15 protein-coding genes are annotated in these 15,010 nt (G+C 61.7%); 9 read left to right on the forward strand and 6 right to left on the reverse strand.

The genetic code is table 11. The features are described 5' to 3' along the window. Positions 1-27: 27 nt before the first annotated feature. From ACUXV1_RS01685 to ACUXV1_RS01695, 3 genes are all read right to left on the reverse strand, one after another. On the reverse strand, positions 28-519 hold the full coding sequence (locus ACUXV1_RS01685; protein ID WP_156038756.1) for a surface-adhesin E family protein: 492 nt from the start codon (positions 517-519) through the stop codon (positions 28-30). Between the two features lie 624 nt (positions 520-1,143). Continuing rightward, on the reverse strand, positions 1,144-1,587 hold the full coding sequence (locus ACUXV1_RS01690) for a hypothetical protein (RefSeq protein WP_446014263.1): 444 nt from the start codon (positions 1,585-1,587) through the stop codon (positions 1,144-1,146). Positions 1,588-1,771: 184 nt separating this feature from the next. Continuing rightward, a complete protein-coding gene (locus ACUXV1_RS01695; RefSeq protein WP_446014262.1) occupies positions 1,772-2,143 on the reverse strand; it encodes a hypothetical protein in 372 nt (123 codons plus the stop codon). A 161-nt stretch (positions 2,144-2,304) separates the two neighbouring features. Here ACUXV1_RS01695 and ACUXV1_RS01700 point away from each other — a divergent pair, with 161 nt between their 5' ends. Then, the gene (locus tag ACUXV1_RS01700) at positions 2,305-2,634 is read left to right on the forward strand and encodes a hypothetical protein (RefSeq protein WP_446014261.1); all 330 of its coding nucleotides are present in this window, start codon (positions 2,305-2,307) and stop codon (positions 2,632-2,634) included. A gap of 338 nt (positions 2,635-2,972) precedes the next feature. Here ACUXV1_RS01700 and ACUXV1_RS01705 read toward each other — a convergent pair whose 3' ends face one another. Beyond that, a complete protein-coding gene (locus ACUXV1_RS01705) occupies positions 2,973-3,863 on the reverse strand; it encodes a mechanosensitive ion channel family protein (protein WP_446014260.1) in 891 nt (296 codons plus the stop codon). Here ACUXV1_RS01705 and ACUXV1_RS01710 point away from each other — a divergent pair. From ACUXV1_RS01710 to ACUXV1_RS01720, 3 genes are all read left to right on the forward strand, one after another. Beyond that, positions 3,833-4,528, forward strand: a complete 696-nt coding sequence (locus ACUXV1_RS01710) for an amidohydrolase family protein (protein ID WP_446014259.1) — start codon at positions 3,833-3,835, stop codon at positions 4,526-4,528. The genes ACUXV1_RS01705 and ACUXV1_RS01710 overlap by 31 nt on opposite strands. Positions 4,529-4,741: 213 nt before the next feature. Then, positions 4,742-5,626 carry an AraC family transcriptional regulator gene (locus tag ACUXV1_RS01715; RefSeq protein ID WP_043631245.1) on the forward strand — a complete coding sequence of 295 codons (885 nt, stop codon included), beginning with the start codon at positions 4,742-4,744 and terminating at the stop codon, positions 5,624-5,626. Positions 5,627-5,734: 108 nt separating this feature from the next. Continuing rightward, complete coding sequence (locus tag ACUXV1_RS01720; protein WP_446014258.1) at positions 5,735-7,495, forward strand: amidohydrolase; 1,761 nt, start codon at positions 5,735-5,737, stop codon at positions 7,493-7,495. Positions 7,496-7,809: 314 nt separating this feature from the next. Here the strand turns inward: ACUXV1_RS01720 and ACUXV1_RS01725 are convergent, their stop codons facing one another. After that, entirely contained in the window at positions 7,810-8,166 is a 357-nt protein-coding gene (locus ACUXV1_RS01725) for a DUF4180 domain-containing protein (RefSeq protein ID WP_143330363.1), read from the reverse strand. A 228-nt stretch (positions 8,167-8,394) separates the two neighbouring features. On the opposite strand from ACUXV1_RS01725, the gene ACUXV1_RS01730 reads away from it, so the two are divergent. The 4 genes from ACUXV1_RS01730 to ACUXV1_RS01745 are packed head-to-tail and all read left to right on the forward strand — an operon-like array spanning position 8,395 to position 12,527. Next, on the forward strand, positions 8,395-9,210 hold the full coding sequence (locus ACUXV1_RS01730) for a hypothetical protein (protein WP_081556761.1): 816 nt from the start codon (positions 8,395-8,397) through the stop codon (positions 9,208-9,210). Then, a complete protein-coding gene (locus tag ACUXV1_RS01735; RefSeq protein ID WP_114152249.1) occupies positions 9,207-10,391 on the forward strand; it encodes a hypothetical protein in 1,185 nt (394 codons plus the stop codon). Before ACUXV1_RS01730 ends, ACUXV1_RS01735 begins: the two co-directional genes overlap by 4 nt. Positions 10,392-10,413: 22 nt before the next feature. Continuing rightward, positions 10,414-11,340, forward strand: a complete 927-nt coding sequence (locus tag ACUXV1_RS01740; RefSeq protein ID WP_052370223.1) for a glycosyltransferase family 2 protein — start codon at positions 10,414-10,416, stop codon at positions 11,338-11,340. Next, entirely contained in the window at positions 11,337-12,527 is a 1,191-nt protein-coding gene (locus tag ACUXV1_RS01745; RefSeq protein WP_446014257.1) for an AMP-binding protein, read from the forward strand. The genes ACUXV1_RS01740 and ACUXV1_RS01745 overlap by 4 nt, the downstream gene beginning before the upstream one ends. An 85-nt stretch (positions 12,528-12,612) precedes the next feature. Here the strand turns inward: ACUXV1_RS01745 and ACUXV1_RS01750 are convergent, their stop codons facing one another. Further along, positions 12,613-13,314 (reverse strand): hypothetical protein, encoded by a 702-nt coding sequence (locus ACUXV1_RS01750; protein ID WP_043631225.1) that lies wholly within the window; start codon positions 13,312-13,314, stop codon positions 12,613-12,615. A gap of 496 nt (positions 13,315-13,810) precedes the next feature. Here ACUXV1_RS01750 and ampH point away from each other — a divergent pair, with 496 nt between their 5' ends. Continuing rightward, a complete protein-coding gene (gene ampH / locus ACUXV1_RS01755) occupies positions 13,811-14,923 on the forward strand; it encodes a D-alanyl-D-alanine-carboxypeptidase/endopeptidase AmpH (RefSeq protein WP_446014256.1) in 1,113 nt (370 codons plus the stop codon). The last annotated feature ends 87 nt before the right edge of the window (positions 14,924-15,010 follow it).

Here is a 15,010-nt window from a genome sequence, read left to right on the forward strand (position 1 = left end):
AGGCTTTAGCGCCATGAAACACGCCGTTCAACGGCCCTTGCCATGCTGAAACGCCAGTAGCTCGCGGACATAGCGCCGCTGTTCCAGCAGAAAAATCTGTATTCCCTGCCGCATCGCCACCGCCATCTCCGGGCGCTGCTGCGGCTTGCAGATATAGGTCCACAGGAAATCTTCCTGCGTATCGGGCTGGATATCCTCCATCTGCGCCTCCTCGAACACCTGCTCGCTTGAGGCGCCGTCCACGTCGAACCGCACCGTCAGCGGCATCGCCAGCAAGCGCTGCTTGCAATGCACCTCGTACAGCGACTGCCGATAAGCGTAAGCCTCCACCGGCTTGCCGCGCTCGAAACGAGGCGCGCACAAAGCCCAGAACTTGACCGTGCCTTCGGGCGTTTCGGCAATGCTGTCGCTGTCGATGAACAAAGCGCCCTGATCGGGATTGAAATAAGTGAAATCCCAGCTTGAGGCATGGGCAGAGGAAACGAACAAGGCCAAAACAAACGCAATAACTCTCAACATTTTGATTCCCAATATTTTTCCAGCCGGCACGACTAAAGCCCCAGCGGCCCGGATCATACCAGTTCCTGTTTTTTCTTGGGAAATGCCGGACGCGGCCGCCCCTGCCGCTGGCGGGGCGGAGGGGAAAGCCTTCACACCTGTTCACGATCTGCTGCGCGTCGGCGATGTCGCGTTGAAAACGGCTTCGAAATGCTCATGTACCACGCGGACATTCCGCTGACGCGGACGCTGCGCGTCGCCGATCTACAGCCGCAATCCTTCAATGCCCGTTGGAAAAACCTGGGCAGGCTGGGCGCATATTCCAGCAGGGGATTCATCCTGAAGACGGGCCGACAGGCCACAATGGACAAGCTGCTGGCCCTGCTCGAAAGCGCGGCCCCACTGCACAACGCCGGCTCCGGCCACGATATCCACGGCGAAAGCCTGGCCCTGGATGGGCAAGGGCGGCCGGATGCGCCGGTGTTCAGAAGCGTCATCGGCGCCACCCGCACCATGCGGGAACTGCAAATCAAACTGGACCCGGAACTGAAACGCGCCGTCGCCTCCTGCTCGCTGCAAGGCAAGGCCTCGCCGGCCTTGATCAGCGCCTCTCCCTCTCTGGGCGAGCGGATGGAGAACAGGCTCTCAACGCCAATACACCCGCTTGGGCTTCTCCCACGCGCTCTTGGTCCACACCTTGACGCCGAAGCGGCGGGCCAGCTCCAAGGCATGTTGCTTGTCCGCCGCAGCCAGCCGATGGTAGCGCACCGGAATATCCTTGGAGCCGCAGCGCAATAACGTCATCCAGTGCGCTTTCCACAAATGACGCACCACCACCGCGCTGGGCGCCTGCCGGGTCAATACCCACTCGTCGCCCAATAGCATCACCCCGTCCACCTGCTCCACCGGCATCGAATGCCAGGCCTCGGCCACCGCCCGCCAGCCCACCAACAACAAGATGCCGGCGGCCATCACATAACCGGGAGTCTCCCTGCCGTCGCTTTCGCCACTGGCGATGAACAACAGAAAAAAACCCATCAATAACAGCGGGCTGTTCTTCAGCAACAAACCCGGCAGCAAGGTGCTCACATCCACCGCCGGGCGCACCAGCAAACGCGCGCCGGCGGCCTCCCGGCCTTGGTCCCGCTCATTATCGTCTTGCAGACCATCCCCCTGTTCTGAAGCGCGCCCCTGTCCGAGCCCCGATGCGGAAAGCCGGCATTCTACGATCAGCCCATACTCAGCAAGGCAAACAGCGACAGCGCCGTCAACATCACCGCGGCTCCGCCTCTGGCGCGGCTTGCTGGTCCAACCAATCGTCCAGATGGCAGGACTCGCCAGAACGGATCGCCTCGATTTCCTCCACCCTCAAGGCCGGCTTGCCGTCCCGTTCCTCAAACTCGCCCAAGATCCGGGCCGAGGTTCTGGCCCTGTCGTCCAGCGCCTGCGGCGACACGCCCGGCCATTCCGTCAACGGCCGGCCTTCCCGGCTCAGCAGCAGATAGACAGGCTTGCCGATGCTGCAGCGAGTCAAGCGCATGGCCCCCTCGTTCATGCTCAACATGCCGATATAAATATCCGCCGCCATTGCGGCAATCGGCGTCAGCGCGCCCAAAACCGCCAGCATCACCTTTCGCGAAAACATGCTTTTCTCCTTGCGGCCGCCATTGGAGCAACGGCCAAAAAAGCGATCGGCATGTTAACCGTTCCCTCGCGAATAGACCAGTCTCGCCGGGAGCGCGGCTAGCCGTCGCCGGCCGCTCTTGCTATATTGGCGGCCTTCCGTCCTAAGCCCACTCGCCGCCAATGACCCTCCCCGCCCGTTTCCTCTTCGCCAGCTTGGCTCTGGCTCTGACGGCCGGCTGCAAGCCGCAGGCGATGCAGGCCAGCTACCACTGCGCAGATGCCACCCGCTTTCACTTCAGCCGCCAGAACCAGACGGTGGAGTTGATTCGCGGCGAACAGCGCTTTCAGGGTTATATGGATGAGCGCGGGCTCCTGACCTGGCCGCGCGGCAACACCGGTTTGCCACTGCCGGACAGCTTCTTCATCACCCGCAAGCAGCCGGACCAAATGAAGTTGTACGGCGGTTTCGCCGGCACCGGCCTCGCCTGCGAACTGGATAAAGGCCGCTGACGCCCTGCGCCCTCTCTCAAAGTTCCCTCTCCAGCGGAGCCGAAAGACTCGTGACCTGCTCTCCACGGGGCGGGCCAATTAACATCAGCAGACCATCGAGGCATATCTACACACGACATGTAGATACGCACATTAACCTTGGTCAGCCATCGTTTGATTGGTCGGCTTCCGTCCTCATGACCGATGCACTCAGGTGCCCTCGACATTTTTCACTGTATAGAAGAAACACAGTCGGTCTATCGATCCCACATACCCGCGAGGCAAGTCGCCCAACCCTTGTCCCCCAAGACCACTCTCCCCGAGGTTGGCCGCCACAACTCGCTTGGTGAGCATGGCGGCTATTGTCCCGCGGGCGGTTCGTTCCAACGCTCCGCCGGCACCAGCACAGGAACGTCAGGCTGTTCGGCGAAATGCGGCGACATGATTTGCACGCCGAACTCGTTGAATGCATCCAGGATCAGGCCGTGCAGCATGTCGCGCGCGGTTGGCGGCTGGGCATCCGCCATCAACTTTGCCTGTAGCTCATATTCGACATAAAAATCCTGCAACGCCAGCTTGCGCACGCGAGGCTTCCAGGCTGGGTCAATATAGGGGCAGCGCCGCGCAGCCAGCTCCAGCAACGCCTCCACCTGCCGCCAAGGCGTGTCGTAGCCTATGGTGATGCGGGTGGAGAGCAGGGTCCCCGCGGCGTTGGCGTGGCGGCTGTAGTTGTTCACCAGGCCGCCCACCGCCACCGCGTTGGGAATGGTGATCTCGAAACCCTGACCAGTAGTGAGCTTGGTCGACAGTGCCGATAATTCGCTGACCCGCCCTTCCACTTCCCCTATCTTCACGTAATCGCCGGTGCGTAGCGCGCGGGAATAAATCAGCACCAGACCGCTCATCGCGTGATTCATCAACCCGGCCGAGCCCAAGGTAACCATCAAGCCGAAAAACACGCTGACGCCCTTGAACGCGTCGCTGTTGGCGCCAGGGAGGTAGGGATAGGCAACGATCAAGGCGAACAGCCAAAGGGTCACCGAGGCCAGCCGACGGGTGGCTCCAGCGGTTTCGGCATGCAAACCGGGTAATTCCAACTGACCCCGTTCCACAGAGCCGAACAACAATGCGAGGCCGCGGCCAAGCAACCGGGTCAGGAGAAAGATCACGGCGACGATGGCCAAGCCAGGCAATGCGGATAGCGTGTCGTCGGTGATGGTTGCCAGGAGCTGATAAAAGGCGCCAGCCAATTTTCGTCCCAGCGGGCGAGTGTAGGAGAACAAGCTCAGCGAGTAACTGGGGCACTTATGTCACAGTGCATGCTTACACGCCCAAAGCGATTCAGACAGCGATTCGCGCAGGCGTCAAATGCATTGATCACGGCCAGCTTGCTGACGAAACCAGCGCTAAGTTGATGGCCGAAAAAGGCATCTGGTGGAGCTTGCAGCCTTTTCTTGAGGACGAGGACATGATCCCTTTCCCCGAAGGTTCTGTTAATCGGGCCAAGCAATTACAGATGCTCAAGGGCACCGACAATGCTTATCAATTGGCGAAGAAGTACAAGATTAAGACGGCATTCGGAACAGACACTTTGTTCGACGCCAAGCTGGCTAGCCGCCAAGGCGCGCAGTTGGCCAAGCTTGTGCGTTGGTATACGCCGGCTCAAGTGCTAAAGATGGCCACCGCTGACAATGGAGAATTGCTTGCGCTATCCGGTCTGCGCTCACCCTATCCCGGGAAGATCGGCGTGGTTGAGGAAGGAGCGCTGGCTGACTTGTTGTTGGTTGACGGCAACCCTATAGCGGACATCAAATTGATTGAGAACCCCGCGAAAAACTTTACCGTGATCATGAAGGATGGGGTGATCTACAAAAATACGATGCGCAAGGCGCCGCTGCCAAACTCGCAAAACTGAAGAAGAAATTGCAAACAGAAGAACTCTTATTGCAATGGACCGTAGGGAAGCCGTCGCTCGCGAGACAAGGCGAAAACAAACGAAAAAGCGGAGTGCGCAGATGGTACATTCGCATTTCGAAGAGGGCTCACGCTCTTGTCTCACCATCTCATCAACGCGCGGCAGATCGTAAACAGATTCTAAACGCAGAAGATTCACCCATGACATTCCACCATGCGCCGCGCTAAAGCGCTTGCCCACAACAAGCTCAAAGTGATGAAAGCCTTGAACCTGATCAGCAGCAGCCTGGAACAGGAGCACTCGCTTGCCGTGGTATCTCGCCAGTGCGCCTCTTCCCGTTTCCACTTCCACCGCGTGTTCAAGCAGGAAACCGGCGAAACATTAAGCGAAGCGATCAGAAGACTAAGACTGGAGCGTGTCGCCAAATACCTATGCTCGTCCCAAATCTACAATATGAGCCGCTTAGCCGCTTTTTGCGGATTTTCCAGCTCGCAAAACATGGCAAAAAGCTTTCGGCGGCACTTTGGCCTAAGCCCGTCGGACTATCGGCTGCACATGCAAAATAGCAAGCATGGAAACGACATCCCGGCAGCAATTCAATACCTTGACGACCTTGATGCGGACAATGAAGCAACGGCTTTCGCCAGTATCCGGGAGCTTGCCGCCCGGGAGGTGGTGTATGCCCGCCAAACCGGAAATTATGGTCAAGCGTCCTGCGCCCATGCCTTCTTGGCTCTAAGTGAATTGCTAGGCTATACACCGGACTTTCAGACTACGCCGGTGCTGGCGGTGTATTGGGACTACCCGCTGGTCACCCCGCCGAACAAGTGCCGCACCGATATGTGCGCGCAACTGCCGGATTTGGTTGACCAGCGCGTGACGCAACAGGTGCCTGGCGGGCGCTACGCTGTATTTTCTTGCGCGGGAGACGAAGCTCTGCTGGCGCAAGCCTGGCACGCCGCGGCCGCCTGGATGGATAGACACGGCTACGAGTTGGGCGACAGCCCTTGCTACGAGCTGTACTTGCCTGGAACCCAACCGGAGCTTGGCTGGTACGCGGTGGAGATCCATATGCCTATTGGCGAGCCGCCTGGCTGAACTCGGCACACTGTCGTTTCCTGTCCGCATCGTTGTTGTCCATGTCGGCGCTTCGTCGCATGGTTCTTCTACATGCCGCCATTGGCGGTCCGATGCCAGGAAACCACCATGTTATTGAAACACTCCTTGTTCACTCTGGGCGTTCTTTTCTTATCGCTTGCCGCATCGGCGGCGCCGCGCAGCGGCATGATTCTACACGGCGGCAACATCTATAGCGCCGACGCCACGCAACCACACCCTGAAGCCGTTGGCGTAGCAAATGGCAAAATCGTCATCGTTGGCGATTATGCAGTTGTAGCCAAGGCAATGGGGCCAAGCGCCACTCGATTGGATCTACAAGGCAAATTCCTGATGCCCGGCCTGATCGATACGCATGTGCATACCGGATTCGCCGGTTTCCAGAGCATGACCGAAGCCTTTCCCGACACGCTGGGCACCGCCGAGCAAATACGCGATTTTGTGCGGCAGAAACAGAACAGCCCCAAGCTGCGCCTTGGCAACATCCTCTATTTCTCCAATGTTTCTTTGAGCTACTGGGAAAACCTGGAGCCCATCCGCCAAGTGTTCAACAGCCCCGAGTTCGCCACGGTCCCGGTAGTGCTGGCAGGCGCTGATGCTCACACAGGCTGGGTTAATCAAGCGATGCTGAAGCAGGCCGGCATAGATCAAAAACGGCTAGCCAAGCTGGGGCCGAGCGTTGCCAGCCACTTTGGCCAGACGCCGCAAGGGGAGTTGAACGGTTTTGTTTCAGAGGCCGGCTGGGACCAAATCCTGCAAGCCATGCCCCCGCTAGACACCAAGACCATGGCGCGCGCCATCGCCTCCGGCGCCCGCGAGCTCAATCTGTACGGTATTACCGCCTGGATGGACCCCATCACCAATATCCGGCCGGCCTCCGCCGTCTTCAGCGCCAAACCCACCGCACGCGATCAAGGCCAGTTGCCCGCTTACGCTTATCTGGCCCAACAAGGGCGTCTCAATGGCCATGTGACCGCGCTGGCGCTGGTGGGCATCCATTCGGATCCTGAAATCATCCAAGACGTAATGAAGCTGAAACGGCGGTTCTCAGGCGGCCGGCTGAATCTGGGGGGCATCAAGATTCTGCAAGACGGTGTGATCGAGGCGCCGTCTCAATCCGCCAAGCTCAGCCAGCCTTACCTGAACCGGCCGGACTACAGCGGCAGCCAAGATCTGAACCAGCAACGCTTTAACGAGTTGATTGCGGCGGCCGACCGCCAGCACTTGATCGCACACTTTCACACCATTGGCGATCGTGCGGCCGATGAGGCTCTCACGGCACTTGCCTATGCCCGCGCCCGCAATCCTGAAGGCCGGACCCTGCACAGCCTGACGCATTTGGAAGTGGTTGCCGATCGGCACATCCAGCAATTCAAACCGCTCAATGTCGCCGCATCGATGCAGTTTCTGTGGTCAGGGAAAGACGCGGCCAGTACCAGCTTGTTGGCCGACGTTAACCCTGCACTCCGTCAGAAGCTCTATCCTGCGGGGAGTTTGATTCGCAGTGGCGCCATCGTTGCAGGCGCCAGCGACTGGCCAGTCTCCACGCCCAATCCCTTCCATGCCATGTACACAGGGATCACTCGGCAGGGGGAGCTGGGGGAACTCCCGCCGGCGGAGGAAAAAATCTCGCGTCAGGATGCCTTGCAGGCCTACACCCTCAATGCGGCTAAAGTGATAGGGCTGGATCAGCAAATTGGCAGTATCACGGCGGGGAAAAGCGCAGACTTCGCCCTGATTGACCGTAATCTCGAAAAGGTACCAGTGGCACAGCTCAAAGATGCCAAGGTGTTGTGGACTATGCTAGCCGGCAAAGTGATTTATCAGCAGATTTCGGACCAGCCCAAATAAAACCGAGCTATTGGCTTATAGATCGTGCGGGGGAGTTGGTGCCCCCGCAAGCGCTTTGCGAAACATAGCTGCAATCCGGCTCACACAGAGCACCACACCCGGCCAGCTTCTGGTTCCGATCACGCCTATCCACATGGTTCTCAAGAACAGTTTCCATGCAACGACAGGTCATGCTGACGGCCCCTCCGCAGCGCAGCGGATCGTTAACAGGTTGAAAGCCGGCAGCCCCGCTCAGGGGCCGCTGCCCTCATCCGCGCCCCTTCCCCAACGCCAGCCTCACCCCCGGAACCGCCGCTTTTCCTACAGCTTCGCCCTCAATGCTGCGCCGCCAACCAAACCAGAGCAGCCTCCCTACCGTCAAACACGCGAAACTGCCGGCCCTGACGCGCTTCGTTCAGGTACTCGCCAAATCTCTCGCCATAAGCGGCGCCGTCTGCGAACACGCCGGCCACGGCGAGGCGGTAGTTGACCAGCTTCTGGATGAACTCCCCGGCAAAACGGCTGCTCAAGTCAAAAAAGGCCGGCGGCAAGGCTTCTTCCGCCAGCAGCACGCACGGCGCGTCGTGCTCCGCGCATAGCGCCACCAGTTCCAGCGCCTGATCCAGGCTTTCCACGCCGGCACGGCATTCAATCCACCTTGCCTGTTTGACGGTCATCACTTGAGCTTGCATTTCCGCTGCCTCGCTTGCCGTAAAAGACAAATAATGCCAAATCAATACACGGTGCGACAAGCGCCATTAGATCATTCATGCGGATTTTCAATATCGTGGTAGTACCTATATCGGCAGTCTGATCCTTAAACCATATTGATGTCTGTCCGACCGAAAAAGGAACGGGCCAGCGGCCTTCCCGTCCGGCCCGCCGCGGCGCGCACTCAATGCCAGCAAGGGGTCCTGCTCATGAATCATCTCAGCCATATCATCATGCCAGTCCTGCGGGATTTACCCGCCTCCCACCTCAAACGCGAGCTGCTGGAAGCCTTTGAACGGCACGGCCGCCACTTTGAAGCAATCGAAGCCGGCTTTGCGCGCCTGACCGCTCAGCGGCAAAGTCCTGAGACCTTGCGCCGCTTTTTTCAAAGCTGGAGCCAGACCAACAATAGCGCGATGACGGTGGCCGGCATCAGCAACCGGATGACCTTGCTCATTCACACCGGCCGGCCGGTGGCGGACCGCGAAGCTTTATTGGCCGCCATGGTCTGCTTGAACCGCATCGTGGACGAGGATCTGGCGGTCACGCACAAGATTCTGCACGCCCAGATGTACTACAACATGGCCACGGGCATTGTCGGAGATGACCAGTGGCTGTCCCATGCCTACCTCCACCCCAGCGCCAAGGCCTTCAAGAGCTGGAAGGACCATCAGTCGCTGCGCGAGCCGGACCTGGCCATTGCGCTGCTGACCACGCTGACGCACGAGATCTACACTCACGGCGAAGTGGAGTTCATCCTGCCTTTGTTCCGCCGCTGGCTGACTCAAACCCTGGGCTTCGCCGAGCGCGACGCCACTCGTACGCTGGGCTGGATCAGCGTGCACTGCGGCCCCACCGAGAAAAACCACTTCTTTCACGCCATGAACGCGATCCGCCACTACGCGCGGGCCATGGCACTGGATTTGGAACGCTATAGTCTGGACGGCATCGTCGGCGCTTACCTGGAGCAAAAGGCGGCGGTGCTGGAAACGGTGGCGCTGGACGTCGCGGCGGAAGCACTGTGAGCGGAACCGAACCGCCGCTCTTGCGGCTGGCGGACCAGGCCGCCGCCGCGCCGCCCGCCTGGCCGCCGGGCACGCCGCCGCTATTCGCCCCGGAGCAGCTGGCGCGCGCCCGCGTGGAGGTATCCGCCGGCTATCTGAGCAGCCTGCATCGTCTGAGCGCGCTGCTGGACGCCGCGTTCCGGGCCATCGTCGGCCGCTATTTCCTGGACCCTCGCATCCGGGCGCTTTATCAGTTGCCCAAAGCGATGGAGGCGCTGCTGCTGCACGCTCACGGCCGGCCTTACCGCGTGGGATTTTACCGCCCGGACTTCATTTACGACCGCGGGGGCCTGCCGCGCATCTGCGAGGTGGGCGCGCGCTATCCAATGAACGGATGGATGATCAGCCACTGGCTGGGCCAGGCTGAGGGAGACGACGCCTTCTTGCAAACACTGCGTCAATGGCACCCGCCCGGCTGCGTGGTGGCGCTTGTGCACGCCCGCGAGCCCGGCACCGAGATTTTTCTGCTGGCGGAAACGCTGCGGCGCGACGGCGCTCACTTTCTGTCCGCCCGGCCGGAAGCGCTCAGCGTTCGTAACGGCAAACTGTGGCTGAACGGCCGCGCAGTGGATCGCTGCATTCTGGAAATGGACCGTAGCGAACTGCCACTACTGCCGGACAAAGCACTGGATCAGTTGCTGGATAGCGGCGCTTATTTCAACGACATCCGCACGCTGATCCTGGTGCACGACAAGCGTTCTCTGGCGGTCCTGAATCGGGAGGACATCATGCGGGACTGCCTGGACACCGACGATTACGCCGCCCTCCGGCCCTTTCTGATCCCCTCCTTCGCGCCGGCTTCGCAGGAGGAGGCCGAAGCCCTGTTGGCGCTTCCCGGCGATTTCATCGCCAAGCCCAGCAGCGGCGGACGCGGCCTGGGCTCTCTGGTGCGCTCCGCCTGCGGCGAAGCCGCCTGGCGCAAGCTGGTGCGGGAGCAATGGCCGCGGTACATGTTTCAAAACTATATTGAACAAAGCGAATTCGAGGACCCGGAAAGCCGACAGCTCATCCGGCTGGTGGGCATGCAGCTATGCCGCGACGCGGAAAGTTACGGCCCCGGCGTGTTTCGCGGTTCGGACGAGTTGATCATCAATCTGCACCAACGCCGCGGCAAGCTGTACTCCGCCGCCGCCGCGGCCTGAACCGGTTTGCACAGGGGGCTTCATGCGGCATTCCGTCATTATTCCGCTGTACAACAAACGCGCCTACATCGGTGAAACCATCGCCTCGCTGGCTGCGCAGGAGAAAGCGCCGCACGAGATCATCATCGTTGACGACGCCAGCACCGACGACAGCGCCGAGGCGGCGGAACACGCCTTGCGCCACCACGCTCAGGATTTAAGCCATACCCGCAGCGTGCTGCTGCGGCTGCCGCGCAACAGCGGCCCCGGCGCGGCGCGAAACGCAGGGCTGGCGCTGGCGGGCGGCGAACTAGTGAGCTTTCTGGACGCGGACGACTGCTACCGCCCGGACTGCCTGCGCTTGCTGGAGCAAAAAATGAACGAGCACCGGCTGGACCTGGCGGTGCTGGGCTATGACAGCGCGCCGCAGGAGGAGCGCTTCCCGCAACTGGACGCGCTGCGCGCGGAGTGGGAGCCCCTGGAGGACGAAGTTTTCCTGCTTCCGCGCCCGCTGCGCACCGCCGGCCATCCTGATTTTTTCATGGGCCGGGCCAGCAATGTGGCCGCGCGGCGGCAATGGCTGCTGACGCAGCGCTACGTGGCCGGCGCGCGCTTGAACGAGGGCATCGATTTCTGGTATCGGGTGCTGAAGGAGATTGTCGCGCACGGCGGGCGCGCCGGAGTGCTGTCCGCTCCGCTGATTCGCTTCCGCATTCTGGCGGACAGCCTGTCACACCGGCCGTGCCGGGATTGGCGGCTGCTGGCCACCCCGCCCACCGTGCTGCGCTATGCCGGCAGCCAGGACGCGGACGAGCTGCGCCTGGCTCGCATGCTGGCGCAGCGCTGGCTGGATTACGCGCAAGAATCGCTGCCGGACGCGGCGCAGCGGCGCGCCTTCCTGGCCCGCCATCGCCCGCTGCTGATCCAGCTGGGGCTGCCGCAAACAGACGCGGCGAGGCTGCCGGCATGAACGCGCCGCTGACCCAGCCTTCCGCGCCGGCCCGTCAGCAAGCCTTGTTGCGAGAGTGTTTCGAGCTTGCCCGCGCCCATCCCTTCTATCAGACGCTCTACCGCGGCGTAGACTGCGCCGACGCCGCGCAGCCGCTGGAAAAAGCGGTTCTGCAAGCCGCGCTGGCGTCGTTTGCGCCGGAACGGGAGGCTTCCGGCCTCTATCTGGTGCGCTCCGGCGGCAGCACCCAGGCGGCGCTGATCTTCCCGGTGGATATCGCGGAAAACCTGGCCCAACGACAGGTGCTGGCGGACCGGCTGCGCGCCGACGGGGTGTTCGGCCCCGCCAGCATCGCCCTGAATCTGTTTGGCTACGCCAACCTCTACCGCACCGCCGCCATCGTCGACGATGTGCTGGAGCGCTGCCAGGCCACCACCCTGCCGATGAGCGCCCACGCCGCCGACGCCGACATCCTGGCCACGGCGCGGCAGTTCCGCCCCAGCCATATATTGGGCACCCCATCGCGGCTGGCGCTGTTCGCCGCCCACCTGGAGGCCGCGGATGAGCGTTTGGAGATTCCGCAACTGCTCTACGCCGGTGAAACCCTGCACGCATCCACTCTCGCGCGGCTGCGCGCCGCTTTGGGCGCGGGTCAGGTCTGGTCACTATACGGCGGCGCGGAAACCGGCATCTGGGCCTGGAGCGACGCCAGCCGCCGCCCCGGCCTGTTTCGGGTGCTGCCGCGGGTGGCGGTGGAGATCCTGCAGCCGGACAACGCCGGTTACGGCCGCATTGCAGTCAGCAACGCCTGGCGGCGGCGCTTTCCGGTGTTTCGCTACTGCGTGGGCGACATCGGCCGCTGGGTGGAGCGCGACGGTGAACGCTGGCTGGAATTGCGCGGTCGCGACGGCCGCTCCTTCCGCCTCAATGAAACCACTTACGAACTGGACGACTTCGCGAAGCTGGCCGGCGCGGAAGACGGCTTCCAGATCCAACTGGACCGCGACCCAAGCGGCCGCGAGCGGCTGACCCTGCTGCTGGCCGGCCCGCTGCCCGCCCCCGCGGAGACGGCCTTGCGCTCGCGCCTGACGGCCTTGCTCGGCCAGGCGGACGCCTGCGCCGTCGCGCTCATACCGGCGGCGCGAGCACAATGGCGGCTGGACCCCATCACCAGCAAAACGCCGCCCATCGTGGACCTGCGGGCCTGAACGCCTGCTCAACATCCACTGACTTCGAACAAGCTGCCCCCCGGCGGACCGCCATCCCGGCCGTCCGCCGTCCTCGCCCGCCCCCTCACAAGGTCTGGAAATAGAAGCGGTAATCGCCCTGCCCGAACAGCATCGACATACTGGTCAGATTGCTGTTGGCCGGCGTGCCCACCAGGGTCAGGATGGGAATGGAGTCGTGACCATATTGATACGCCTGGGTCTGCGGGTTGTAGCCGAACTGGTAGAAGGTGTCCACGCTGCCCACCTTGAAGGCGTACAAGCGATAGGTGCTGCCGTCGAACAACATCGACCAACGGTGGAAATCCGTATCTCCCGGCGCGCCGGTGACGTTCAAAGTGGGAATGGAGTTATAGCCGTACTCATAGTGGTTGGTGGAACGGTTGAAGCCAAACTGGTACAGCACCGTGGGCGCGCCCAAACGCCGCAAATACAGCCGATACGTGCTGGTGCTGCCATCGTAGAGCATGGACACGCTGCTGGCGTCCGCGTCCGGCGGCGCCCCGGTGATCTTCAACTCCGGGATGGAGTGGAAGCCGAACTCGTACTTGGACGTGGCCGGATTGAACGCGGCCTGATACAGGGTATCCGCGCTGCTGCCCTTGAAGAAATACATCCGGTAGTACTCACCGTCGTTGAGCATGGTCCAACGCGCCCAATTGGTATCGTTGGGCATATTGGCAATCGCCATATTGGGAATGGACCCGCCATAGGCGAATTTGTAAGTGCTGGTATTGGGCACATAAGCAAACTGATTGACTGATGGCATGACACTTTCCTCCATAAAGGTAAGTCAGCTGCCCCAACGCCGGCGCAAAGCCGGCGTCCTCCATACGGCAACAGCAGCTGGCAAAACCTGCGCAAACGACAACGCGCCGCACCGCCTCAGGGCGCGGGCTTGCACGTTCAAGCGGGTTTTGCCAGCGGTTCTACCTCTTGCTCTGCATGTGATAGAGCATGAGTCTCTCCTCCTCTCCGTGCAGCGGCACGGGCGAAGCGGACGAACAAACAGCCACTAAGTCGTCAATCAGGGGCGGGCGCCTTGGCGCAGACGAGGCGGGGCCGATAATGGCGGCGATAGGGACTTCAACTAGCCAGTAATAGCACCTCAAAAACCGGGCACGCCTGTACTTTTGGACTAGACCGTCTCAATCGGTTACAGCCGTTACAGATTGCGCGCTATGCCGCCGGCTTCCGCCGCCCATAAAATGCATGCCATCGACAGCGCCGATGATGCGCAGCCTCACCCAAGGGAAGCACGATCAATGAGAACAAAGGGATTCATCAGCCTGGCCCTGGCCGCCCTGCCGGCCGCGAGCCTGGCCGCCATGCCCATCGCCCAACTAAACCAGCACGCCGAGCGCATCTTCAAAGACAGCCAGGCGGTGGGCATGGTGATGGTGGTGATAGACAAACAAGGCAGCCTGCAACGTTTTTACGGAGAAACCCGCCCCGGCAGCCGCCAGACGCCGGACGCCAACTCACTGCTCCGCATCGCCAGCCTGAGCAAACTGATGACCAGCGAAGTACTGGCGGCCATGGTGCTGGATCAGCGGCTCAAACTGGACGACCCGCTGCAAAAGTTCGCGCCGGCCGGCGCCCGGCCAGCCAAGGCCTTGGGCGGCCAGCCCATCACCTTGCTGCACCTGGCCACCCACACCAGCGGCTTGCCCCGCGAGTTGCCGGGCGTCAAACCGCGCGACACGCCCGTATTCGTCTGGCCCAATCAGCAACAGCGCTGGCGCTGGCTGGTCAAGACCAAGACCCGATTCGCGCCAGGACAGAGCGCCCAATACTCCAACCTGGCTTACGATTATCTAGCCGACGCGCTGGCAATCGCCGCCGGCAAGCCCTATCCGACCTTGCTGCGCGACACCGTCACCGGACCGCTGGCCATGCGCGACACCACCTTCAGCCCCAGCCCCGCCCAGTGCGCGCGCCTGCTGCGCGGCGTGGAAACCAGCCCCTGCGTCAATACCAGCGCCGCCATAGGCAGCGGCGGCGTCTATTCCACCGCCGCCGACATGCAACGCTGGCTGCAAGACTTGGTGCGGCCGCAGAACGAGCAACGCAAACGCCTGTATCAGCAAACCTTCCAGATGCGCTATCAGCGCGCCGAGCTGCGCAGCCTTACCGGCATGGACGTGCCCGGCAAGGCGGATGCGTTGGGTCTGGGCTGGGTGGCTCTGCGCGAACAGCCGAACGCCCAACCTTTCCTGCAAAAAACCGCCGGCGGCGGCGGCTTCTTCAGCTATGTCGCCATCGATCCCCAACGGCAGACGGCGGTATGGGTGGCGCTGACCCGCGGCAAACAGACGCGCTACCAGGCCATGAGCGACGGCGTCAATCAATTGCTGCTGGCACTGAACCGCTCCTGACCACCTGTTTACGATCTCTGCTGCGCGTCGGCGATGCCGCGTTGAAAACGCCTTGTCTCGCGAGATCGTAAACAGACTCCAAGCCCT

The organism is Chromobacterium sp. W521, assembly GCF_052805975.1.

Bases quoted from the DNA above. Each gene is read 5' to 3' on its own strand.
- ACUXV1_RS01685 (WP_156038756.1), bottom strand. From the start codon at position 519: ATGTTGAGAGTTATTGCGTTTGTTTTGGCCTTGTTCGTTTCCTCTGCC.
- ACUXV1_RS01700 (WP_446014261.1), top strand. From the start codon at position 2,305: ATGACCCTCCCCGCCCGTTTCCTCTTCGCCAGCTTGGCTCTGGCTCTG.
- ACUXV1_RS01715 (WP_043631245.1), top strand. From the start codon at position 4,742: ATGCGCCGCGCTAAAGCGCTTGCCCACAACAAGCTCAAAGTGATGAAA.
- ACUXV1_RS01740 (WP_052370223.1), top strand. From the start codon at position 10,414: ATGCGGCATTCCGTCATTATTCCGCTGTACAACAAACGCGCCTACATC.
- ACUXV1_RS01730 (WP_081556761.1), top strand. From the start codon at position 8,395: ATGAATCATCTCAGCCATATCATCATGCCAGTCCTGCGGGATTTACCC.
- ACUXV1_RS01695 (WP_446014262.1), bottom strand. From the start codon at position 2,143: ATGTTTTCGCGAAAGGTGATGCTGGCGGTTTTGGGCGCGCTGACGCCG.
- ampH (WP_446014256.1), top strand. From the start codon at position 13,811: ATGAGAACAAAGGGATTCATCAGCCTGGCCCTGGCCGCCCTGCCGGCC.
- ACUXV1_RS01745 (WP_446014257.1), top strand. From the start codon at position 11,337: ATGAACGCGCCGCTGACCCAGCCTTCCGCGCCGGCCCGTCAGCAAGCC.
- ACUXV1_RS01750 (WP_043631225.1), bottom strand. From the start codon at position 13,314: ATGCCATCAGTCAATCAGTTTGCTTATGTGCCCAATACCAGCACTTAC.
- ACUXV1_RS01725 (WP_143330363.1), bottom strand. From the start codon at position 8,166: ATGCAAGCTCAAGTGATGACCGTCAAACAGGCAAGGTGGATTGAATGC.
- ACUXV1_RS01720 (WP_446014258.1), top strand. From the start codon at position 5,735: ATGTTATTGAAACACTCCTTGTTCACTCTGGGCGTTCTTTTCTTATCG.